Origin of the sequence: Arthrobacter sp. NPDC056727 (assembly GCF_042790555.1) — a bacterium.
Classification (GTDB): domain Bacteria; phylum Actinomycetota; class Actinomycetes; order Actinomycetales; family Micrococcaceae; genus Arthrobacter.
On the sequence record NZ_JBHTZA010000008.1, the window covers coordinates 78,223 to 99,877 of the forward strand.

Genomic DNA, 21,655 nt, shown 5'->3' on the forward strand with positions numbered 1-21,655 from the left:
GGTCTGTTAGCGCCTCGTGACAGCATCGACGACGGCGGTCAGTGCGGCGCCGACCTTGGAGGCGTCAGTGCCGCCGCCCTGGGCAACGTCGTCCTTGCCGCCACCGCCGCCGCCGAGGATTCCGGCGGCGAGCCGGACCAGGGCACCTGCTTTTACGCCGGCTTCGCGGGCTGCTTCATTGGTGGCCACCAGGATGACCGGGCGGTCGTTGCTGACACCGGCCACGGCAACCGTGGAGGCTGCGGAGCCGAGCCGGTTGCGCAGGTCCAGGGCGAGGCCCCGGATGTCGTCGGCACCGCTGACCTGGCCGGCGTCGTGCGCGATGACCCGGACGCCGGCGGCGTCCACGGCAGTTCCGGCAAGCTGGGCGGCAGCGGCCGCAAGCTGTTCCTTCCGGAGCCGCTCCAGTTCCTTCTCCGTGGCCTTCAGCTTGGTGAGGGTCGCGGAGATGCGGTCCGCCAACTGGCCGGAGGGCACCTTGAGCATTTCGGTGAGTTCGGTCACCAGGGCGCGCTCGGCGGCCAGGTGGCGGAAGGCGTCCATGCCGACGAAGGCCTCGACGCGGCGGTTTCCCGACCCGACGGACTGCTCGCCGAGCAGGGAGAGGCTGCCGATGAGGGAGGTGTTGGACACGTGGGTGCCGCCGCATAGCTCGCGTGACCACGCGCCGTCGATTTCCACAACCCGGACTTCGCTGCCGTAGTTCTCACCGAACAGCGCCATGGCGCCAAGCGCCTTGGCCTCCGCGAGCCCCATGACCTTCGTGTCCACGTGGAAGTTGTTCCGGATGGCGAGGTTGGAGACTTCCTCGATCTCGGACTTGGTGGCGGCGCTCAGGCCCTCGCCCCAGGCGAAGTCGAAGCGGAGGTACCCGGCCTTGTTGAACGAGCCGCGCTGTGTGGCCTGCGGGCCGAGGATCTGGTGCAGGGCGGCGTGCACGATGTGAGTGCCGGTATGCGCCTGCTCGGCGGCGTGGCGGCGTTCGCGGTCCACCGCGGCGCGGACCAGTGCGTCGGAGGCGACTTCGCCCTCGCGGACGATGGCCTTGTGCACGCTCAGTCCCTTGATGGGACGCTGGACGTCCAGGACCTCGACGACGAAGCCGTCGCCGGTGATCAGCCCGGTGTCGGCTGCCTGGCCGCCGGCCTCGGCGTAGAACGGGGTCTCGGCGAGCACGAGTTCGATTTCGTCGCCGGTGGCCGCCTGGGAGACCTTGCTGCCGCCGCTGAGGATGCCGCGGACCCGGGACTCGCCCTCGAGGTCGGTGTAACCGGTGAAGACGGTTTCGCCTTCGGCCAGCAGCTCCTGGAAGGCGGAGAGGTCGGCGTGGCCGCCCTTCTTGCCCTTGGCGTCGGCCTGGGCGCGCTGGCGCTGTTCGAGCATGAGCTTGCGGAACCCGGGCTCGTCCACCTTCAGGCCGGCTTCCTCGGCCATTTCGAGCGTGAGATCGATCGGGAAGCCGTAGGTGTCGTGCAGGGTGAAGGCGTCGGCGCCGGAGAGGGGGCGGCCTGCGGCCTTGGACTCGTTGACGGCGTCCTCGAGGCGGGCCGTGCCGGAGGCGATGGTGCGCAGGAACGCCTTTTCTTCGGCGTAGGCGATCCGGCTGATGCGGTCGAAGTCCGTGTCAACGACAGGGTAGACGCCCTTCATGGCGTCACGCGAGGCGGGCAGCAGGTCCGGCAGGCAGGCCTGTTCCACGCCCAGCAGGCGCATGGAGCGGACCGCCCGGCGGATGAGGCGGCGCAGCACGTAGCCGCGGCCCTCGTTGGAGGGTGTGACGCCGTCGGCGATGAGCATCAGGGCCGAGCGGATGTGGTCGGCGACGACGCGCATGCGGACGTCGTCGGTGTGGTGCGGGTCGTCCTCGGTTTCGGCGGAGGTGTATTCCTTGCCGGAGAGCTTGGCAGCCATGTCGATGACCGGGCGGACCTGGTCGGTCTCGTACATGTTCTCGACGTCCTGCAGAATCATGGCCAGACGCTCCATGCCCAGGCCGGTGTCGATGTTCTTCTTGGGCAGCTCACCCATGATGTCGAACTCGACCTTCGAACGGACGTTGTCGATCTGGTACTGCATGAACACGAGGTTCCAGATCTCCACGTACCGGTTCTCGTCGGCGATGGGGCCGCCGTCGACGCCGTAGGCGGGACCGCGGTCGTAGTAGATCTCCGAGCAGGGCCCGGCGGGGCCGGGCTGGCCGGTGGACCAGTAGTTGTCCGACTTGCCCATGCGCTGGATGCGCTCGGCGGGCACGCCGGTGTTCTTGAGCCAGAGTTCCTCGGCTTCGTCGTCCTCTTCGTAGACCGTCACCCAGAGCAGTTCCGGCGGAAGTCCGTACCCGCCCTCGGCAACGCTGGTGGTCAGCAGCTCCCAAGCGAACTTGATGGCGTCTTCCTTGAAGTAGTCGCCAAAGGAGAAGTTGCCGCACATCTGGAAGAAGGTGCCGTGCCGGGCGGTCTTGCCCACTTCCTCGATGTCACCGGTGCGGATGCACTTCTGGACGCTGGTGGCACGGGTGTAGGGCGGTTCCTCGCGTGCTGTCAGGTACGGGATGAACGGAACCATGCCGGCAACCGTGAACAGCAGGGAGGGGTCGCTGGAGACCAGCGATGCGGAGGGAACCGCCGTGTGGCCTTTGCTGACGAAAAAGTCCACCCAGCGCTTTGTGATCTCCTGCGACTTCATGAGCTGATTACTTACCCTTCTTGGTTCACGCATGCGGGCGCGTGACAGTTTGATTCAGAGGCAGCCCCGGTGTTGGACGGCACTGCAGGTTTTAATTCTCGCGCGTTTAGCGGCGGGCGACGTCCTGGGACTCAACGCCCAGGGCGCTGCGCAGGTCCGTTTCGCGTTCGCGCATGCCCGCGCGGACGGCGTCGGCGAAATCGTAGAAGCCATCGGCGAGCCGGCCGACGGCCCGGTTCAGGCCTTCCGGGCCCAGCGCTGACTGCGCCTCGGTGACCTTGCGGAACGCGATGACCCCGATGGCCACGCCGATTCCCATCCAGACAAGTCGTTTCATTTCAGTTCTCCGGGCGGGTTAGCGGCTGCGGCGGCCGGTGGCGGGCTTCTTGCGGGTGGCGAGGGCAGAGCGGACGCCGTAGCTGAACGCGGCCACCTTGATCAGCGGCGAACCGACGGTCGCGGCCACGAGCGAGGACAGCGCAGAGATGTTCGCGGAGGCGTCCGAAACGTTGGAGGCAATGCCGTCCACCTTCTTCAGCTGCTGGTTGGTGGTGGATACCGTCGCTGTGACCTCGTCCATGAGCGGGGTGGCGCCGTCGCTGATCGAGCGGATGGATGTCCGCACCTCGTCGAACACCCGTCCGAGCTTGAGGATGGGGACAGCAAGCAACAGGACCAGGAGCGCAAATACCCCGGCCGCGATCAGGCCGGCAATATCGCCACCAGACATAGACGTTCATCTCCTTGAAACTCCGTGGAACTGTACCGGGCAGGCGGCCGCGAAGGTGCCGCAGCCGCAAATGTCCCCCCAGTACCTTACATACAAAGCCCGGTACCTTACATAAAGCCCAGTACCTTCTATAAAGCCCAGTACCTTCTATAGAAGCTCAGTACCCTACATACAAAGAAGCCCGCGGCGCTTGCCACGGGCTTCTTTGTATACGCTGCCGGAATTTAGCGTGCGTAGAATTCGACGACGAGCTGCTCTTCGCAGGTCACGGGGACCTCGGAGCGCTTCGGGCGGCGAACCAGGCGGGCCTGGAGGGCGTCCAGCTTGACGTCCAGGTACGCCGGAACGGCGGGCAGGACGTCGCGGTGTGCGCCGGCTGCTGCAACCTGGAGCGGGACCATGGTCTCGCTGCGGCTGTGCACGTGGACGAGCTGGCCTTCGCCGACGCGGAACGACGGGCGGTCAACGCGGATGCCGTCAACCAGGATGTGGCGGTGCACAACCAGCTGGCGGGCCTGGGCGATGGTGCGGGCGAAGCCTGCACGCAGCACGAGGGCGTCGAGACGCATTTCGAGCAGTTCGATCAGGTTTTCACCGGTCAGGCCCTTGGTGCGGCGTGCTTCTTCGAAGGCACGGGTCATCTGGGCTTCGCGGATGCCGTACTGGGCGCGCAGGCGCTGCTTTTCGCGCAGACGTACGGCGTAGTCGGAGTCCTGCTTCTTGCGGGCACGGCCGTGCTCACCGGGGCCGTACGGACGGCGCTCCATGTACTTGGCGGCCTTGGGGGTCAGAGCGATGCCGAGTGCACGCGAGAGGCGTGCCTGACGGCGAGCACGAGTGTTGTTAGCCACTTGTGTCCTTCCAATATCTGCGGTGTGTCAGTGTTACTGGCCTCCATGAGGGAGAGCATCGGCCAACCGCTGCCTTTTGCTACTGGGCGCAGGGCACAGCCCGTCGAACGGAAATTCGGTGGATTGTGCGTCCGTGCCTTGCCAGACGAAGATCTATCCTACCACGTGGGTCACTTGCCCCGGACGATCTTCCGGAGCCGCTCCAGCCGGACGGCGATGTCCCGCTCTGCCCCGTTGGCGGTGGGCTCGTAGTAGTCGCGGCCCACGAGGTCGTCCGGCGCGTACTGCTGCGTGGCCACCGAATGCGGGGCATCGTGCGCGTACTTGTAGCCCACGCCGTGGCCGAGCTGCTTGGACCCTGGGTAGTGCGCGTCGCGCAGGTGCGCTGGGATGCCGACACCCAGCCCGGCCCGCACGTCCGCGATGGCCCTGTTGATGCCCATGTAGGCCGCGTTGGACTTCGGCGCCGTGGCGAGGTGGACCACCGCCTCGGCCAGGATGATGCGGCCCTCGGGCATTCCGATCAGCTGCACCGCCTGCGCCGCGGCCACCGCCGTCTGCAGTGCTGTCGGGTCCGCCATCCCCACGTCCTCCGCGGCCGAGATCACGATCCGCCGGGCCACGAAGCGCGGGTCCTCCCCCGCCTCCAGCATCCGCGCGAGGTAGTGCAGGGCCGCGTCAACATCGGACCCGCGGATGGACTTGATGAACGCGCTGGCCACGTCGTAGTGCTGGTCCCCGGCGCGGTCGTAGCGGACGGCCGCCGCGTCCAGCGCGCGCTCGGTGTGCCGCAGTTCAACGGTGACCGGCTCAACGGTGACCGGCCGGCCGGGATCACTTTCCCCGCTAACAGAACTTTCGACGTCGTCCGCGTCACCGAACGCGACCCCGGCGGCGGCTTCCAGCGCGGTCAGCGCCCGGCGGGCGTCCCCGCCGGAAAGCCGGACGAGGTGTTCCAAGGCCTCGTCGCTGAGCCGGACGTCGTTATTCAACCCGCGGGGATCCTCGACGGCCCGCACCAGCAGGCCCTCGATGTCCGCATCCGTGAGCGGCTTGAGCGTCAGCAGGAGGGAGCGGGACAGCAGTGGGGACACCACCGAAAACGATGGGTTCTCCGTGGTTGCCGCCACCAGCACCACCCAGCCCTTTTCGACACCGGGCAGCAGTGCGTCTTGCTGTGCCTTGTTGAAGCGGTGGATCTCGTCGAGGAACAGGACGGTCGTGGTCTTGTACAGGTCACGGGCGGTCAGGGCGTCGTCCATGACGCGGCGGACATCCTTGACGCCGGCGGTGATGGCGGACAGTTCCACGAACTTGCGCCCGGGACCCCGCGCGATCACGTGGGCCAGCGTGGTCTTGCCGGTACCCGGCGGCCCCCAGAGGATCAGCGAGCTGGGGCCAGCCGGACCGGCGGCTTCAGCACCGGCTGCCAGCTGCCGCAGCGGGGAACCCTGGCCCAGCAGATGCTGCTGGCCCACCACCTCGTCGACGGTGCGGGGACGCATCCGGACGGCCAAGGGGCCGCGCGGCTGGGCGGAACGGGACGGGGTTGAACGGGGCTGGCCGGAACCGGCCGAGTCGCCGGAGGTGCCGGCGTCGTCGTTGTCGTCGTCGCCGTCCTGTGCCGCCGAACCAAAGAGATCATCCACATAGATAGGCTACTTCTAGATTCAGCAGGAAAAATCCGGCCACGAAAGCAGGGAACCGGCAATGCCAGGGAACCGTCCGGAACGGGGACAACCAGCACAGGGGCGTGCGGCGTCCACCAGGACCGCATTCGTCGCCGGCCCGCGGCTGGCCGGCTGGGTTGAACGGTTCGCTGCCAGCCATGGTGACCTGGGGCTTGAGGACCACGACGACGGCGTGCGGCTGGCCGCCGCGGACGGCGCCACCGCGTTGCTGCAGGCGCCGTGGCCCGACGACGGCCGGCCGGGCCGCGGATCCGGCCTGGTGGAGCGGATGGCTTCCCTGGCTTCCCAGCCACGTACCGTGGGCCTGGTCCTGGTCCGCCGGGGAGGATACGGCGTGGCGGTGGCCAGCGAAGGGATCGTCCTCGCCGCCAAGACCGGCTCCAAGTATGTGCAGTCCCGTTCCGCGGCCGGCGGCCAGTCGCAGCAGCGGTTCGCCCGGCGCCGCGCCAACCAGGCGGACGCGATGGTGGAGGCGGTGGCGGAGCAGGCGAAGCTGGTTTTTGCCGGGCGGCCCTTCGAGTACATCCTCCCGGGCGGTGACCGTGCCCTGGCCGACGAAGTCCTGGTGCTGCCGGCCCTGAGGCCCTGGGCAAACCTGCCCCGCCTGGCCTACCTCGATGTCCCCGACCCCCGCGCGGCCGTCCTGAAGAAGGCCGCCGCGGACGCGTGCGCGGTGCGGGTCACGGTGACGGACCCGCCGGGGAAGTAGAGCCGGACCGGCCTAGTCCTCGGGTGCCAGCGTGACCGTGGCCCCGTCCAGGTCCCGGCTGAAGCCCACCTGGCACGAGAGCCGCGAGCCGCATTCCCGGTAGCTCTCTGCCTCGACCAGCAGCTCGAGTTCGTCCTCGCTGCGTTCCGCCAGGGTGTCGAAGACCTCCTGCTCCAGGAATACGTGGCACGTGGCACACGAGGCGGTGCCACCGCATGAGGCCAGGATGGGCAGGTCGTTGTCCCGGAGGGCCTCCATCATGGTCTGGTCCGGCTCCCATTCAAGGTCATGGATGGCGCCCTGGCGGTCGACGACGGTCAGTTGGTTGTTGCTCACGGCGGTGTTGCTCATGTCGGTGTCCTTAGGATCGGGCTGCTGCAAGGTCAGCGCCTGCATGGTCGGGGTTAGTGGGGATGGTGTCGGCGAGGGGGATGGCGGGGTCGGCGGACAGTGCCGGGTCGATCGGGGCGCCCTGGGCTATGAGCCGCTTGGCCGCGCGGAAATCGGAAAGGTTGGCGATGGTGTCAACTGCGGCGAGCCGGCCGTCGCGCAGATAGACCACCGAGAATTTCCCGCCCGACGGTTCGCCGCGGACGATGACCTGGTCCTCCGGGCGGCGGACTCCGGCGGTCTGCAGCCGGACACCGTGCTGGACGGTCCAGAACCAGGGAACCTCCGGCTCGGCGGCCACCTGGCCGGTAATGTGGGCGGCTACCCGGTCCGCCTGTGCCAGTGCGTTCTGGATGCACTCGAGCCGCTGGCTCTCGCCGTCGATAGGGCTGGTGAACCTGGTAACGTCCCCGCTGGCGTAGATGGCCGGATCGGACGTCCGGCCATCCTCGTCCACGAGGATGCCGTCCCGGCAGTCCAGGCCGGCGTCCGCGGCCATCTCCTGGTTGGGCAGGACGCCGATGCCGGCGAGGACGACGTCGGCAGGAAAGACTGTGCCGTCGGCGACGGTCACGCCTTGGGCCCTTTGTCCGCCGACGATTGCCTGGCCGCCGACGATCGACGTGACCGCGGCGCCAAAGACGAAACGCACGCCGTGCCGCCCGTGGAGCTGCTCGAAGTGGTGCGAGACGGGGGCCGACGTTACCCGGCTCATCACGCGGTCCTGGAATTCGAGCACCGTGACGTCACAGTCTTTCGCTGCCGCCGCGGCGGCCACTTCCAGCCCGATGTACCCGGCGCCGATGATGGCGACGCGGGCTCCCGGGACCAGCAGCCGTTTGAGTTCAAGGGCATCGTCCCGGGTCCGCAGCGATCGAACTCCCGGCAGGCCTGCGCCCGGCACGGTCAGCGGCCGGGCTCGGGAACCCGTGGCGATCACCAGCCGGTGGTATGCCTGCCGCGTCCCGTCGGACAGCAGTACCGTCCGGCCGTTCCTGTCGATGGATTCTGCGGTGACACCGGCCAGCCGGTCGATGCCTTTGTCCGCATAAAACCTTTCCTTGCGGAGCACGGCTGCTTCATAGGGCGCACTGTCCTTCAGGAGTTCCTTGGAGAGCGGCGGCCGCTCGTAGGGAAGCCCGTTCTCCGCGTCGATCAGCACAATGCCGTCTTCCCAGCCCCTCGCCCGCAGCCCCGCAGCGACGGCGACGCCGGAGTGTCCGGCGCCGATGATGACCACCGGAGCTGCAGTCCCGGTTCCGGTCCCGTTACGCATTGGACTGCCCTGCCTGGGTCTGCGCTGCGTTGAACTGCCCTGCGCTGGCCTGCTGCAGCATCACGTGCAGGTGCTCCGGGCCCGAGTTTGTCAGGTTGTTGCCGCGCACGTACTCGATGGGCCTGTCCGGATCCAAGGTGACCGATCCGAGCTTTTCGGCGAGGAGCTTCACCGTCACCAGGACCTCGAGTTTGGCCAGAGGCGCGCCGAGGCAGCTGTGGACCCCGTGTCCGAAGCCGAGGTGGCCGTCGGTATTGCGGTCGATGTCGAAGCGCTCGCCGTCGGGGTACTTGCTGCTGTCCCGGTTCGCTGCCGCAGGCAGCAGGCGGACGATGGCCCCGGCGGGAATCGTCACTCCCGCCACCTCCACCTCCTCCGTCGTGATCCGGCTGGCCCGCTGCACGGTGCCGCGGTAGCGGGCCAGTTCCTCGACGAAGAGGTTCGCGTCGTCCGGATTCCGGCGGATCCGGCCCAGCAGGCCAGGATGCTCGCTGAAGATCCGGAACGCGTTGGCCAGCAGGATGGTGGTGGTGTCATGGCCGGCAACGAAGACAAATGCGCAGAGTTCCTTGGCTTCCTTTTCGCTGAGCAGCCCTTCCTTCCACATCCGGGCAATGTGTCCGCCGACCGAGCCGCTCTCCTCGCGGTACAGCCGTTCCATGGTGTCCTTGAGGTAGGCGAAAAACTCGAGGGTGCTCTGCTCGTCAGTGCCGGTGCCCTGGGCGTTGCGGGCCAGCCGGCCGAAGTAGCTGAAGGTCTCGTCTGACCAGAACTTCATCCTCTCGAAGTCCCCGGCAGGCACGTCGAGCAGGGCGCTGATGGTGGACATGCTCAGCGGGATGGCGTAGTCGTCCACGGCGTCCCCGCCGCCGGCGGCGAGCATCGGTGCCAAGTACTTTTCCGCGTTCTCCCGCACGCGGTCCTCGAACCGGGCAATGGCCTTGGGTGTGAAGGCCTGCGCCACCACCTGGCGGAGCCGGGTGTGGTTGGGTGCGTCGAACAGCGTCAGGAACGTCAGCGGAACCGGATCAACAACCTGCGAGGAGAAGACTTTCGGTGCGCGCATGGCCCGGCGGACGTCGTCGTACCGGGAGATGAACCAGACGTCCGATACGGGTGAATGGGCCCGGAGCACCGGGGCGTTCTCCCGCATCCACGCATAGTGGCCGTACGGATCGCCCTGCGTCCCGTCGTCGACTACCTTGAACGGTGCCATGCCCTCGGGCCAGTCCAGTTCATGCGAATACGGAGGCAGGGTTTCCGTCAGTGCGGCAGACATCATCGTCCTTCTTTCCGGTTGGCTTCGGCGTGATCCGGTGTGATCCGCCTCTCACTCCACAGTGCGGGATCGGCCGCTCCCGCCCCCACGGGTCTTCCGTTCATCGGTTGCGAAACCCGGTCCGGCCCTCCGGCCTGGCGCATCTCAGCTGGGCTCAATTCACCTGGGCGGTTTTCAGCGCGCGGGAAATCCCGTGCGCAGCTGTCAGCAAGGCGGGGACGATCAGCGGCACCGCCGCGTCCTGCCGGGGCACGATGGCATTGAGCGCCGCCGCGACCGTCTTTCCGGGCCCGAAAACGGGCACGGCGATGCCTGTCCATTCGGTGACGCCGATGCCCGGCAGTGCCACGTATCCGCGCTGCCTGATCTCAGCCAGGTGCCTGCGGATGAGTCCGGCGTTGGTAAGGGTCTCTGGAGTAACGGCCGTCAACGGCTTCGAGAGCACCTCGGCCTGGACGGCGGGCGGCGAGAAGGCCAGCAGCACCAGGCCGGACGAGGCTGCATGGATGGGCATCCGCTGCGCAATGTGAGCCGCGTCCAGGCTGGAGTGTGGCGAGGAGAGCCGCTCCACGTACAGCACGGTCCCGTGGTCCAGCACGGCCAGGGTGGTGTGCTGGTGGACGGCTGCCTGGACATCCTCCATGAACGGCAGCGCCAGCTCACGGAGGTTCAGCGCGCGTGATCCCCTGGCCGCGAGTTCCCACATCCGCATCCCGGAGCACAGGTTCCCGTCCGGCAGCCGCTCAATCAGCCCGTGGACCACCAGGTCGTCCACCAGCCTGTGCGCGGTGGTCAGCGGAAGGCCGGCGCGGCGGGCGAGGCCGGAGAGCGTCATGGCCGGCAGGTTCCGGTCGAAGGCGCCCATGAGCCGCACGACGCGGCTGATTACCGATTCACCCGATGGTGAGTTGGCCATGGCGTTCTCCGGCCCGGCGCCTAGCGAGCCACCGTGGCGGCCGGCCGCGACCCAGTCCGGTCCGCCGCGAGCCTGGCGATGTCCCGTCCGGCACGGTATCCGAACACCAGGGCCGGGCCAATGTGGGAGCCGTAGCCGGGGTACCCGCCGCCGAAGACGCTCACCGCGGCTGCGCCCACCGCCAGCAGTCCGGGGACCACCGATCCCTCAGCCGTGACCACCTCGGAGTCTTCGTTGACGCCGAGACCGGCGAAGGTGCCGAGGTCACCCATCTGGATCTTCGCAGCGTAGTACGGCCCCTTGCCCACCGGCGCGAGGTTGGGGTTCGGCTTGTGCTCGAGGTCGCCGCGGAAGTGGTTGTAGAGGGTTGAGCCGCGGCCGAAGGCCGGATCCTCGCCCAGTTCCGCCGCCGGGTTGAAGCCGGCCACGGTGGATTCCAGGCCGGCGGCATCGATGCCGAGCTTTCCGGCGAGCCCGGCAAGGGTGTTCCCCTTCACCAGGTAGCCCGTCCGGTAGAAGTAGCCGCGGGGCATGGGCCAGGGCTTGGCATAGCCGATGCCGTATTTGTGCATGGTCTTCGCGTCGCCGATCACGTATCCGAAAGTTTTGTCCTCGCCCTTGTTGTGCCCGATCATGGCCCCGCCGAAGTCGTGGTAGCTCAGGGCCTCGTTGCCAAAGCGTTTTCCGTGGCGGTCGACGGCGATCAGCCCGGGCAGGCCGATGGCCCGCAGGTGCGGAAAGAGCCGCTGTGCGCCGCTGAGGTACCTGAACACCGTCACCGGCGCCCAGGAGCCAACGCTGAAGACGGAGTCGTCGATGTATCCGCCGGCGCGCATGGCCAGCGTGGCGGCGTCACCGCCATGGCCCACGGTGGGCGTGAAGTGGTCGTCTCCGCCGGCGTCGTGCGGGAAGTACTGCTGCCGCAGTTCTTTGTTGCCGGAGAAGCCGCCGGCGGCGAGGATGACGCCGGCCCGTGCGGTGACGGTGACGGAGTGCTCTCCGCCGATAACCGCACCGGTGACGGTGCCGCCGTCGTCCCTGGTGAGGGACAGCGCCGGTGAGGACTTCCACAGGCGGACCCCGAGGTCGTCGGCGCTCCTGACCATGCGCGTCATCAGGGCGTTGCCGTTGGAACGGAGGACCGGGCGCCTGTAGCGGGCCGCGTCGGCCCAGGTGCGCAGCAGTTTCTTCGCGACATAAATGAAGGACCTGACCGACTGGTTCACGTGGAAGAACTCATTGATGTCCGGCCCCACCTGCGGCATGTAGCCGAAGACTGTGTAGGAGCTCATGTACGGCTGCATCAGGAGCCGCTTGTCCCCGAGAACCCGTGCGTCCACGTCCTGCGGCAGGATGGCCCGGCCGGACAGCTTCGCCCCCGGCAGGTCCATCTGGTAGTCCGGCGCCTTCTCCGGGTAGGTGAACTTCACCTCGGTTTCGTTCTCGAAGAAGGAAATCGCTTCGGGCACGGTGTCCAGGAAGTTCCGCACTCCTGCTTCGTTGTACGTCTCCGGCGCCAGGTGCTTGAGGTAGGTCTCGGCGTCCTCACGCGTATCGCCCTGTGCCACGCCATGCTTGTTGCCCGGGACCCAGGCCCAGCCCGCGGAGATGGCGGTGGTTCCGCCAAAGTACTGCTCCTTTTCCGCGACGATCACACTCAATCCCTGCGCGGCGGCCTTCAATGCAGCGGCCATCCCGGCCACACCCGATCCGATGACGAGGACGTCACAGACCGCTGTCTTCGCGGTTTCTGCCATGGTTCCTGCTCCGTTCTGCCTGCAGGCCACTCCTTTGCGGCGGCAGGCGCTTGACTGACAAACCCCCAGTAGAGCCGGTGGGCCGGCCGGCCGGGAGCAGGATTACCATTGAGCGGGAATCGACAGGAGGAACAGTGGCCAACTCCGCATCCGGCGAATCGATCATCGGCCGCTTCGTGAAGATCGTGAGCGCCTTTGACGACCGGCACACCGCCATGAGCGTCGCCGAACTCGGACGCCGCACCGGCCTGCCGGTGACCACCACTTACCGGCTGGTCAATGACCTGCTGCTCGAGCGGCTGCTGGAACGCGAGCCCGGCGGGGACATCCACATCGGCACCCGCATGTGGGAACTCGCCTCCCGCGGCTCCAAGATGCTGGGCCTGAGGGAAGCAGCCCTGCCGTTCATGGAGGACGTCCAGGCGGTGGTGCAGCACTCGACCACCCTGGGCATCCTCGATTCGGACGAGGTCCTGTACATCGAACGGCTCGGCTCGGACAAGACCATCGTGGACATCACCAAGATCGCCGGCAGGCTGCCGGTCCACGCCACGTCCTCGGGCCTGGTGCTGCTGGCCCACTCCCCCGCCGCCTACCAGGACGCATTCCTCGCCCGGCCCCTCACCAAGTTCACCGAGACGACGCTGACCGAGCCGGCTGCGCTGCGGCGCCACCTGGCCGAGATCCGGCAGCGCGGCTTCGCCGCCATGCCCGGGGTGATCGTGCCGGAATCCAGCGGCATCGCCGTTCCCGTGTTCGGCCCCGGCAACACCGTCCGCGCCGCGCTCAGCGTGGTGGTGCCGCGCAACGAGGAGAACGCGCCGGCCCGGGTGCCCGTGCTCATGGCCGCGGCGCGCGGGATCTCCCGCGCCCTGGGCTGGCGCGGCGAGCTGAAGGGCACTCTTCGCCAAAGTCACTGATCAAAGCCACTAAAGCCGGCTTTGCCGTTCATCGGTAATCGTGTGGTTCCGCTCACAGGCCCCCTGCCACGCTGGCTGGGAAGCAGCGACGAGGCTGCAGGACCACGAGGAGCACCACATGAATCCCATCCAGAACCGGGTGGCCGGCAAGACCGCCATTGTCACCGGAGGCCGCGGCGACCTGGGCAGCGCCACCGCCGCCCTCCTTGCCGAACACGGGGCGAAGGTTGCCAGCCTGGACGTTGCCGGCATCCCCGCCGCTTCCCATTCAGGCGTCAGCCAGTACGACGTCGATGTCACCAGTGAGGAGAGCGTCGCCGATGCCGTCCGCCGGGTCCGCGACGAACTGGGCACCCCGGGCATCCTGGTCAACGCCGCCGGCATCATCGGCCCGGCAGGAGCGTCCCACACCGCCACGACGGCGGACTTCGACACGATTTTCAACGTTAACGTCAAGGGCGTCTGGCTCATGACCAAGCATGTGGTGCCGGGCATGATCGAGAAGGGCACGGGCAGCATCATCAACTTCTCCTCCATCCACGGCCTCACCGGCGGCCGGAACGTGCCCCTGTACCACGCCACCAAGGGCGCCGTGCGGCTCCTGAGTAAGTCGGATGCGGCGGCCTACGGCGGCTACGGGATCCGCGTCAACTCCATCCATCCCGGGTCCATGAACACCAGGATGAGCCGCCGCTCTGCCGAACAGTCGGACATCGGTCCCGAGGCCTACTACAAGCAGCTGGTGGGCTCCAACCCGCTCCCCCGCCAGGGCGAACCGGACGAGATCGCCTACGGCGTGCTCTACCTGGCCTCGGACGAATCGCGCTTCACCACCGGCTCCGAGCTGGTCATCGACGGCGGCTACACCGCTGTCTGACGGCGCTGCCCCTTTGCGGCACCGGCCGCAGCATCCTTTATCTTTCCTCCTGAAAGGCAACACCCCATGAAATTCGTCAACGGCACCCCCGCGGACAGTTACGACGTCGTCGTCGTTGGTTCCGGTGCGGGGGCACTGACTGCGGCGGCCACCGCCGCCCGCGCCGGCAAGTCCGTCGTCGTGCTTGAAAAAAGCGGACTGCTCGGCGGAACGTCCGCTGTGTCCGGCGGCATGCTGTGGGTGGCGGACAACCACCATGCACGGAAGGCCGGAGTCTCCGATTCGAAGGCTGCAGCCGCCGAGTACGTGCGGGCCGTCGCCCGCGGAAGGGGCCGCGAGGAACTGCTGGACGCGGCGCTGAATTACGGCGACCAGATGCTCCGTTTCGTCGAGGACGAGTGCGGCGTCCGCTTCATCTTCCTCAACAACTTCCCCGACTACCGGCAGGACCTGCCCGGGGCCGTGGCGGGCGGCCGGACTGTGGAGCCCGAGCTGTTCAACAGCGCCGAAGCGCTGGGCGGCCTGCGGGAGCACGTGCGCAGTGACGGCCGCGCCCCCTTCACCATGCAGGAATACGAGGAGTGGGGCGCCTTCACCAAGTTCCCGTGGGATGACCTGGCCGGGCGACAGGACGAGGGTCTCGTTGCCAAGGGGCAGGCGCTGGTTTCCATGCTGCTCGCCAGCCTGGTCCGAGACGGAGCCGCCCTGGTCACCGGGGCGCGCGGACACCGCCTGCTGGCCGACGGCGGCCGGGTGACCGGCGTCGAACTGGAAAGCGGTGAAGCGTTCCATGCCCGCGACGGCGTGGTGCTGGCCACCGGCGGCTTCGAATGGGACAAAGCCCTCGCCGACTCGATGCTCGCGTCCCGGCTGTACACGATGTGCTCGCCGCCCTCGAACACCGGCGACGGGCTGCGGATGTCGCAGCGTATCGGCGGCCAGACCCGCGGCACGCGCGAAGCCTGGTGGGCGCCGATGTCCGTCACCGGCGACACCCGTGACGGCCAGCCGGTGGGCACGCTGCTGCGGTTCGAACGGCAGGGCCCGGGGTCCATCATGGTGAACCGCCACGGCCGCCGCTTCGCCAACGAGTCGCAGAACTACAACGACCTCGCCCGCAGCCTGCAGTCCTGGGACTCCGCCGCCAACCGCACGCTGAACACCCCGGCGCACGTGATCGTGGACCACGGCTACCTTGAGCGGTACGGCATCCTGGCCCACCGCGCAGGCCAGCCGACGCCCGGCTACCTCATCGAGGCGCCCACGCTGGCCGAACTCGCCGCGAAAATCAACGTTCCGGCGGAAAACCTGGAAGCCACCGTGGCCCGCTTCAACCAGTACGCAGTCCAGGGTGAGGACCCGGACTTCGGCCGTGGCGAAAGCGCCTATGACAAGTACTGGGGCGATGACGGCTGCCCATGGCCTAACCCCTCGCTGGGCCCGCTCGAGTCCGGACCGTTCTACGCGCTGGAGGTGGTGAACGGCGCTTTCGGCACCAACGGCGGCGTGGCCACCGACGGCTCGGCCCGCGTGCTCGACGTCGACAACCGCCCCATCCCGGGCCTGTTCGCGGCCGGCAACACCACGGAAAACGCCTACGCGGCGGGTTACCCCGGCGCCGGCGCCACCCTTGGTCCCATCATGACCATGGGGTACCTCGCCGGACGCATGCTGGCCGGCCAGTCCCCTGAGTACACGTCCACAGTGGCCGAGCTTGTCGAGGCCGGTGCCTGAAATGATCCGCCACACCGTGCTCTTCAAATTCAAGCCCGGCTTCCCGCCTGCCGACCGGCAGGCCTGGATTGACGGACTCAACAACATGGCCGGAAAGATCCCCGGCATGCTCAGCCTCAGCCACGGCCCGGACGTCCTCAACACCGAACGCTCCTTCGACTACGCCATCGTGGCCGACTTCGACAGCGTCGAGGACATCGCCGTGTACAACACGCACCCCCTGCACGAGCCGCTGAAGGCGTACTCGTTCCCCAACAGCCGGCAGATCCTCGCAGTGGACTTCCACCTCCCGGACACCATCCCGGCCCCCATTGAGACACCGCAGTCTTAAGGAGATTCCCGTGACCACTTCCCCATCACCCCAGGCTCCGCTTCAGGTTCCGCGCAAGACTCCCCGCAAGGCCGCCCTGGCATCCTTCCTCGGCAGCACGCTGGAGTACTACGACTTCTTCATCTACGGCACCGCCGCAGCCCTCGTGTTCCCCCACCTGTTCTTCCCGTCCGCGGACCCCGCCATCGGCCTGATCGGCGCCTTCGCCACGTTCGGCGTCGCGTACGTGGCCAGGCCCGTCGGCGGCCTGGTGATGGGCCACTTCGGCGACAAGCTGGGACGCAAGAGGATCCTGCTGCTGACCCTCGGCATCATGGGCCTGGCGTCCCTGGGCATCGGCTTCCTGCCCACGTACGACCAGCTCGGCGTCTGGGCGCCCATCCTGCTGGTGGCGGGCCGGCTGGCGCAGGGCTTCTCGGCCGGCGCGGAATCGGCCGGTGCTTCCACCCTGACGCTGGAGCACTCGCCCGAAGGCAGGCGCGGGTTCTTCACCAGCTTCGTGATGACGGGGTACGCCTCCGGCATGGTGCTGGCCACGCTGGTCTTCATCCCCGTCACGTCGCTGCCCCGGGACGCCATGATGGGCTGGGGCTGGCGCATCCCGTTCTGGCTGTCCATCGTGGTGCTGGCCATCGCCTACTGGGTGCGCACGCACCTGGACGAAACGCCGGTGTTCGAGGAGGCCCATGAACGCCGCCAGGTGGCCCCGATGCCGATCAAGGAAGTGCTCCGCTTCCAGGCCGCGGACGTGCTTCGGGTGGCGGGAATGTCCATCATGTCCGTGATGCAGACCATCTTCACGGTATTCGGACTCGCCTACGCCACGGCCGGCGCCGGATTCGACCGGGGCGCCATATTGACCGTCAACGCCGTGGCCATCGGCCTGTCCATGTTCGCCATGCCGCTCGCGGCCAGGCTGTCCGACCGGATCGGGCGCCGGCCCCTCCTGCTGACCGCCGCGATCGGCTGCTCGGCCACGATCTTCCTGTACTTCCTGGCGCTCTCCTCCGGGAACATCGTGCTGGTTTTCCTTGCCGCATTCCTGAACACGACGGTGCTGTACTCGGGCTTCAACGGCGTCTGGCCGGCGTTCTTCGCCGAGCAGTTCGCGGCGCCCGTCCGCTACTCCGGCATGGCCCTGGGCAACCAGTTCGGCCTGGTCCTCGCCGGCTTTGGCCCGATGATCGCGGGGCTCCTGCTGGGCCCCGGAACCTGGGGCTGGGTGCCGGTGGCCGTCTTCGGCACCGTCTGCATGCTCATCGCCGCAGGATCCGCGTTCTGGTCCCGGGAAACTGCCGGCACACCCATCGGGGAGCTCGGCGCGCCATACCTGGAAGGCATTGCACGCCGGCGGGAGGCCGAAGCGCAGCAACCCGCCTTCCAGCACCGTTAAACATCCGGCGCGTCAGCAGCCAGTCAGGTGCCGCTTCGGCCGCTCCTGCCGGTAGTAGTAACGGGACACTTCACGGAACCCTGCCCGGGAGTACAGCTCCCGGGCGGCAGTGTTTGACGCCATCACCAGCAGCCAGTAGCCGGCCAGCCCCCGCGCCGCACCGGCTTGGAACAGCGCCTGCTGAATCCGCGTGGCATGGCCCCGGCGCCGGGCATCGGGCCTGGTGGCCATGCAGTACAGCCCGCCCCAGCTAACAACTGTCCCGCCCGTAACAACGGCAAGGCGTCCGACGGCGACCGGCCGGCCGCCGTCGTCCCTCACCAGGGCGTACAGGGCCGGGCACCCTGTAAGGATGGCACTAGCGGTTTCCAGCTCCGCGGGGCCGCCGCGGCCATCCACGGACCACCACAGTTCCAGCCATTCCGCCGAGGGAACCTCTGTGATTTCGACGCCGGCACGCGCCGCCGGGGAATCCCCGCCGGCCTCTGGGACCATATCAGCTCCACGCACCATGATCAGCGTCTCGGATTGCCGGGTGAACCCTTCCTCGTCCAGGACGGCGTTCAGGGCGGAGCTGCCGGGAGTGTCGAAGACCTGGAAGATCACCGGCAGCCGGCGGCCGCGGTACCAGGCCCGGGCGTCGCGGAGCGCAGCGAGCCGCTCCTCCGGCGTTCCCGCAGGCTCCGACCGCGGCCAGATGGAATTCGCACGCTGGGTCACACCGGCGGCGGCGCGAAGCACCCAGCCGCCGGACAGCCCGCGGTCCGGTGCCGGCCATGCCGCATCCATGGCGGCTTCCACATCGGGCAGCCCGGTATCCCCCATGGCACTCCTTCATCTACGGCAGGAGGCCCCCCGGTATCTGCAGTCCAGATCCGGGGAGCCTCCTGCTCCCGGTTAAGCTTTGCGTCAGCCTATGCGGCCAACTCCGGCCTAGCTCTCTTCGGCCTTCTTGGCTTCGGGCTTCTTGGCCTCGGGCTTGAAGTCGACGCCGGCCTCCTTGCGCTGCTGCGAGGTGATGGGCGCCGGAGCGTCGGTCAGCGGGTCGTGCCCGCCGCCGGACTTCGGGAAGGCGATGACGTCGCGGATGGAGTCGACTCCGGCGAGCAGTGCCACCACACGGTCCCAGCCGAACGCGATGCCGCCGTGCGGCGGGGCACCGAACTTGAAGCCCTCCAGCAGGAAGCCGAACTTCGTCTGGGCATCGGCCTTGTCCAGGCCCATGAGCTCGAAGACGCGCTCCTGGACGTCCCGCTCGTGGATACGGATCGATCCGCCGCCGATCTCGTTGCCGTTGCAGACGATATCGTAGGCGTAGGAGAGCGCGGACTCCGGGTCCTGGTCAAAGGTGTCCAGGAACTCGGGCTTCGGCGAGGTGAAAGCGTGGTGCACGGCGGTCCACTGCCCGGCGCCGACGGCCACATCGCCCGACGCGACCGCGGCGGCTGCAGGTTCGAACATGGGTGCGTCAACCACCCAGCAGAAGGCCCAGGCGTTCGGGTCGATCAGGCCGGTGCGGTGCCCGATCTCAACGCGGGCAGCGCCCAGCAGGGCCCGGGACGGGGTCTTCTCGCCGGCGGCGAAGAAGATGCAGTCGCCCGGCTTGGCGCCCACGGCGTCGGCCAGACCGGCGCGCTCGGTCTCGGTGAGGTTCTTGGCCACGGGACCCGCGAGCTCGCCGTCCTCCTTGTAGAGGACGTAGGCCAGGCCCTTGGCGCCGCGCTGCTTGGCCCATTCCTGCCAGGCATCGAGTGCGCGGCGGGCCTGCGAGGCACCGCCGGGCATGACGACGGCGCCGACGTAGGGTGCCTTGAAGACACCGAAGTTGGTGTCCTTGAAGAACTCGGTCAGCTCGGTCAGTTCCTGGCCGAAGCGCAGGTCGGGCTTGTCCGAGCCGTAGCGGGCCATGGCGTCGGCGTACGTGATGCGCTGGATCGGCGTCGGGATTTCGACGTCGATCAGGTTCCAGACGGCCTTCACGATGTTTTCGCCGATCCGGATGATGTCGTCCTGCTCAACGAAGCTGGCCTCGATGTCAAGCTGGGTGAACTCGGGCTGGCGGTCGGCGCGGAAGTCCTCGTCGCGGTAGCAGCGGGCGATCTGGTAGTACTTCTCGAAGCCGCCCACCTGCAGGAGCTGCTTGAACAGCTGCGGCGACTGCGGCAGCGCGTACCAGGAACCCGGCGCCAGGCGGGCGGGGACCAGGAAGTCGCGGGCGCCTTCCGGCGTCGAACGCGTCAGCGTCGGCGTCTCGATTTCGACGAAGCCCTCTTCGTGCAGCAGGTCGCGGGCCACGCGGTTGGCCTCGGACCGGAGGCGGATGTTGCGGCTGGGGCCGGGACGGCGCAGGTCCAGGTAGCGGTGCTTGAGCCGGGCCTCCTCGCCGACCTCGACGTGCTCGTCGATCTGGAAGGGCAGCGCGTCGGCGGTGTTGAGGATGACCACCTTGTCCGCCATGACCTCCACCTCGCCCGTGGCCAGGGCAGGGTTCTCGTTGCCTTCCGGGCGCTTGGAGACCGTTCCGGTCACCTGCAGCACGTATTCGTTGCGCAGCCCGTGGAAGACCTCTTCCTCGCGGACCACCACCTGCGCCACGCCCGAGGCGTCGCGCAGATCGACGAATGCGACACCACCGTGATCACGACGGCGGCCAACCCAGCCTGCCAGGGTTACGGTTTGTCCAATGTGCTCGGAACGGAGGGATCCGAGGTCATGTGTGCGCAGCACAGCATTCCTTTCAGAAGGAAGACAGAATGAAGTTTAAATACGATCGTTGCGGAAACGATCCCGTCCGAGTTTACCCGTTTGAAAGGTTCCTGCCCTGCCATGACCAAGCACCAGCAGCTGCAACGAAGGCTGGGTGTGGCCGATGCAACAGCCATCGGCCTCGGATCGATGCTCGGCGCCGGCGTTTTTGTCGTCTTCGCCCCGGCGGCCCGGCTGGCCGGAAACCTGCTTCTCGTGGCCATTACCCTGGCCGGGGCCGTGGCGTACTGCAATGCCGTCGCCTCAGCCCAGCTCGCGGCAAAGTACCCGCAAAGCGGCGGCACCTACGTCTACGGCCGGAGGCAACTCGGCGAGTGGCCCGGCTTCCTTGCGGGCTGGGGCTTTGTCACCGGCAAGTCGGCCTCCTGCGCGGCCATGGCCCTGACCTTCGGCCAGTACGTTGCACCGGGTTTCGCCACTCCCGTGGCCGTCGCCGCAGTCGCGGCACTGACCGGTGTGAACCTGCTGGGCATCACCCGAACCGCCTTCCTGACGCGCATCCTGCTGGCCGTGGTGCTGGCGACCCTTGCCTTCGTGGCGACCGCGAGCATCCTGGGACCGCACGTGTCCGACGGCGGGGCCGTGCCGGGGCAGGCCGGTAACGCCGTGTCTGGGCCGGGAAGCGCATGGGGCGTCCTGCCCGCCGCGGGCCTGGTGTTCTTCGCCTTTGCCGGTTACGCCCGCATTGCCACCCTCGGCGAGGAGGTCAAGGACCCTGCGCGGGTCATTCCGCGCGCGGTCCTCGGCGCCCTGGCCGGCGCCCTGGTGATCTACCTGGGGCTGGGGGCGCTGCTGCTGGCACATCTTCCCGTGGACGTCCTTGCCTCCTCCCCGGCGCCGCTGCTCGACGCCGTGAAGCAGTCCGGCCTGGCCGCCGGAGCACCGGTTGTCCAGGCGGGTGCCGCCGCCGCCGCGCTCGGTGCACTGCTGGCCCTCATCACCGGCGTAGGGCGCACGGCCATGGCGATGGCCCGGGAGCGCGATTTGCCCAGCCCGCTGGCCCGGGCGGGCGGGCGCCATCCGGTGCCGGTAACCGCCGAACTGGCGGTGGCCGCCGTCGTCGTTTTGTTGCTGCTGACCACCGACGTGCTGACAGTGGTCGGCTTTTCCAGCTTCGGCGTCCTGCTTTACTACGCGGTGACGAACGCCGCCGCGTTCACGCTGCAGGACCGGCCCCGGCACGCGCCCAGGTGGCTCAACGCAGCCGGGCTGGCGGGGTGCCTGGTCCTGGCGTTCACGCTGCCGGCGGCGTCGGCACTCGGCATGGCGGCTGTCATGGCCGCCGGACTGGCCGGGCGCGCTGTTGTGCTTCGCGCGCGGAAGCGCCGGTTGGGTTAACTCAGGAAGCCG

Annotated in this window: 18 protein-coding genes and 2 pseudogenes; 7 read left to right on the forward strand and 13 right to left on the reverse strand. The window is 68.1% G+C overall.

Going from position 1 to position 21,655, the window contains the following annotated elements; translation table 11 throughout:
• Positions 1-6 precede the first annotated feature (6 nt).
• The 5 genes from alaS to ACFRAH_RS10115 all read right to left on the reverse strand — a co-directional run bounded on the left by alaS (position 7) and on the right by ACFRAH_RS10115 (position 5,915).
• Positions 7-2,685, reverse strand: coding sequence for an alanine--tRNA ligase (gene alaS / locus ACFRAH_RS10095; RefSeq protein WP_377990754.1), 2,679 nt, complete (start codon positions 2,683-2,685; stop codon positions 7-9).
• 106 nt (positions 2,686-2,791) lie between these two features.
• Complete coding sequence (locus tag ACFRAH_RS10100; RefSeq protein ID WP_377990755.1) at positions 2,792-3,022, reverse strand: DUF6167 family protein; 231 nt, start codon at positions 3,020-3,022, stop codon at positions 2,792-2,794.
• Positions 3,023-3,040: 18 nt separating this feature from the next.
• Complete coding sequence (locus tag ACFRAH_RS10105) at positions 3,041-3,415, reverse strand: DUF948 domain-containing protein (protein WP_331572816.1); 375 nt, start codon at positions 3,413-3,415, stop codon at positions 3,041-3,043.
• A 224-nt stretch (positions 3,416-3,639) separates the two neighbouring features.
• Positions 3,640-4,266 carry a 30S ribosomal protein S4 gene (gene rpsD / locus ACFRAH_RS10110; RefSeq protein WP_377990756.1) on the reverse strand — a complete coding sequence of 209 codons (627 nt, stop codon included), beginning with the start codon at positions 4,264-4,266 and terminating at the stop codon, positions 3,640-3,642.
• Positions 4,267-4,436: 170 nt separating this feature from the next.
• Positions 4,437-5,915 carry a replication-associated recombination protein A gene (locus ACFRAH_RS10115; RefSeq protein ID WP_377990757.1) on the reverse strand — a complete coding sequence of 493 codons (1,479 nt, stop codon included), beginning with the start codon at positions 5,913-5,915 and terminating at the stop codon, positions 4,437-4,439.
• 61 nt (positions 5,916-5,976) lie between these two features.
• Between ACFRAH_RS10115 and ACFRAH_RS10120 the strand changes: the two genes are divergently transcribed.
• Positions 5,977-6,666 (forward strand): acVLRF1 family peptidyl-tRNA hydrolase, encoded by a 690-nt coding sequence (locus tag ACFRAH_RS10120; protein ID WP_377990758.1) that lies wholly within the window; start codon positions 5,977-5,979, stop codon positions 6,664-6,666.
• A gap of 12 nt (positions 6,667-6,678) precedes the next feature.
• On the opposite strand, the gene ACFRAH_RS10125 is transcribed toward ACFRAH_RS10120, so the two are convergent.
• The 6 genes and pseudogenes from ACFRAH_RS10125 to ACFRAH_RS10150 form a co-directional block, all read right to left on the reverse strand.
• Complete coding sequence (locus ACFRAH_RS10125; protein WP_377990759.1) at positions 6,679-7,017, reverse strand: 2Fe-2S iron-sulfur cluster-binding protein; 339 nt, start codon at positions 7,015-7,017, stop codon at positions 6,679-6,681.
• 10 nt (positions 7,018-7,027) lie between these two features.
• Positions 7,028-8,332 carry an NAD(P)/FAD-dependent oxidoreductase gene (locus ACFRAH_RS10130; RefSeq protein ID WP_377990760.1) on the reverse strand — a complete coding sequence of 435 codons (1,305 nt, stop codon included), beginning with the start codon at positions 8,330-8,332 and terminating at the stop codon, positions 7,028-7,030.
• Positions 8,325-9,614: a cytochrome P450 gene (locus ACFRAH_RS10135; RefSeq protein WP_377990761.1), complete on the reverse strand. Its 1,290-nt coding sequence runs from the start codon at positions 9,612-9,614 to the stop codon at positions 8,325-8,327. Before ACFRAH_RS10135 ends, ACFRAH_RS10130 begins: the two co-directional genes overlap by 8 nt.
• A 193-nt stretch (positions 9,615-9,807) precedes the next feature.
• A pseudogene (locus tag ACFRAH_RS10140) lies at positions 9,808-10,323 on the reverse strand (IclR family transcriptional regulator); the annotation flags it as partial.
• A gap of 36 nt (positions 10,324-10,359) precedes the next feature.
• Positions 10,360-10,527, reverse strand: a pseudogene (locus ACFRAH_RS10145) (helix-turn-helix domain-containing protein); the annotation flags it as partial.
• A 20-nt stretch (positions 10,528-10,547) separates the two neighbouring features.
• Positions 10,548-12,284: an FAD-dependent oxidoreductase gene (locus ACFRAH_RS10150; RefSeq protein ID WP_377990762.1), complete on the reverse strand. Its 1,737-nt coding sequence runs from the start codon at positions 12,282-12,284 to the stop codon at positions 10,548-10,550.
• Between the two features lie 134 nt (positions 12,285-12,418).
• Between ACFRAH_RS10150 and ACFRAH_RS10155 the strand changes: the two genes are divergently transcribed.
• From ACFRAH_RS10155 to ACFRAH_RS10175, 5 genes are all read left to right on the forward strand, one after another.
• Positions 12,419-13,204, forward strand: coding sequence for an IclR family transcriptional regulator (locus tag ACFRAH_RS10155; protein ID WP_377990763.1), 786 nt, complete (start codon positions 12,419-12,421; stop codon positions 13,202-13,204).
• A 118-nt stretch (positions 13,205-13,322) separates the two neighbouring features.
• A complete protein-coding gene (locus ACFRAH_RS10160; RefSeq protein WP_377990764.1) occupies positions 13,323-14,081 on the forward strand; it encodes an SDR family NAD(P)-dependent oxidoreductase in 759 nt (252 codons plus the stop codon).
• A 66-nt stretch (positions 14,082-14,147) separates the two neighbouring features.
• A complete protein-coding gene (locus tag ACFRAH_RS10165) occupies positions 14,148-15,815 on the forward strand; it encodes an FAD-dependent oxidoreductase (protein ID WP_377990765.1) in 1,668 nt (555 codons plus the stop codon).
• Between the two features lies 1 nt (position 15,816).
• Positions 15,817-16,146 carry a Dabb family protein gene (locus ACFRAH_RS10170; protein WP_377990766.1) on the forward strand — a complete coding sequence of 110 codons (330 nt, stop codon included), beginning with the start codon at positions 15,817-15,819 and terminating at the stop codon, positions 16,144-16,146.
• A gap of 10 nt (positions 16,147-16,156) precedes the next feature.
• A complete protein-coding gene (locus ACFRAH_RS10175) occupies positions 16,157-17,539 on the forward strand; it encodes an MFS transporter (RefSeq protein ID WP_377990767.1) in 1,383 nt (460 codons plus the stop codon).
• 12 nt (positions 17,540-17,551) lie between these two features.
• Here the strand turns inward: ACFRAH_RS10175 and ACFRAH_RS10180 are convergent, their stop codons facing one another.
• The gene (locus ACFRAH_RS10180) at positions 17,552-18,364 is read right to left on the reverse strand and encodes a GNAT family N-acetyltransferase (RefSeq protein ID WP_377990768.1); all 813 of its coding nucleotides are present in this window, start codon (positions 18,362-18,364) and stop codon (positions 17,552-17,554) included.
• Positions 18,365-18,472: 108 nt separating this feature from the next.
• Positions 18,473-20,266, reverse strand: a complete 1,794-nt coding sequence (gene aspS, locus ACFRAH_RS10185) for an aspartate--tRNA ligase (RefSeq protein WP_377990769.1) — start codon at positions 20,264-20,266, stop codon at positions 18,473-18,475.
• A gap of 99 nt (positions 20,267-20,365) precedes the next feature.
• Here aspS and ACFRAH_RS10190 point away from each other — a divergent pair, with 99 nt between their 5' ends.
• The gene (locus tag ACFRAH_RS10190; RefSeq protein WP_377990770.1) at positions 20,366-21,643 is read left to right on the forward strand and encodes an APC family permease; all 1,278 of its coding nucleotides are present in this window, start codon (positions 20,366-20,368) and stop codon (positions 21,641-21,643) included.
• Positions 21,644-21,655 lie beyond the last annotated feature (12 nt).

Coding starts and splice junctions, on each gene's coding strand:
- ACFRAH_RS10170 (WP_377990766.1), top strand. CDS start 15,817: ATGATCCGCCACACCGTGCTCTTCAAATTCAAGCCCGGCTTCCCGCCT.
- ACFRAH_RS10135 (WP_377990761.1), bottom strand. CDS start 9,614: ATGATGTCTGCCGCACTGACGGAAACCCTGCCTCCGTATTCGCATGAA.
- ACFRAH_RS10150 (WP_377990762.1), bottom strand. CDS start 12,284: ATGGCAGAAACCGCGAAGACAGCGGTCTGTGACGTCCTCGTCATCGGA.
- ACFRAH_RS10130 (WP_377990760.1), bottom strand. CDS start 8,332: ATGCGTAACGGGACCGGAACCGGGACTGCAGCTCCGGTGGTCATCATC.
- ACFRAH_RS10190 (WP_377990770.1), top strand. CDS start 20,366: ATGACCAAGCACCAGCAGCTGCAACGAAGGCTGGGTGTGGCCGATGCA.
- alaS (WP_377990754.1), bottom strand. CDS start 2,685: ATGAAGTCGCAGGAGATCACAAAGCGCTGGGTGGACTTTTTCGTCAGC.
- ACFRAH_RS10100 (WP_377990755.1), bottom strand. CDS start 3,022: ATGAAACGACTTGTCTGGATGGGAATCGGCGTGGCCATCGGGGTCATC.
- ACFRAH_RS10165 (WP_377990765.1), top strand. CDS start 14,148: ATGAAATTCGTCAACGGCACCCCCGCGGACAGTTACGACGTCGTCGTC.
- ACFRAH_RS10120 (WP_377990758.1), top strand. CDS start 5,977: ATGCCAGGGAACCGTCCGGAACGGGGACAACCAGCACAGGGGCGTGCG.
- ACFRAH_RS10180 (WP_377990768.1), bottom strand. CDS start 18,364: ATGGGGGATACCGGGCTGCCCGATGTGGAAGCCGCCATGGATGCGGCA.
- ACFRAH_RS10160 (WP_377990764.1), top strand. CDS start 13,323: ATGAATCCCATCCAGAACCGGGTGGCCGGCAAGACCGCCATTGTCACC.
- ACFRAH_RS10125 (WP_377990759.1), bottom strand. CDS start 7,017: ATGAGCAACACCGCCGTGAGCAACAACCAACTGACCGTCGTCGACCGC.
- ACFRAH_RS10105 (WP_331572816.1), bottom strand. CDS start 3,415: ATGTCTGGTGGCGATATTGCCGGCCTGATCGCGGCCGGGGTATTTGCG.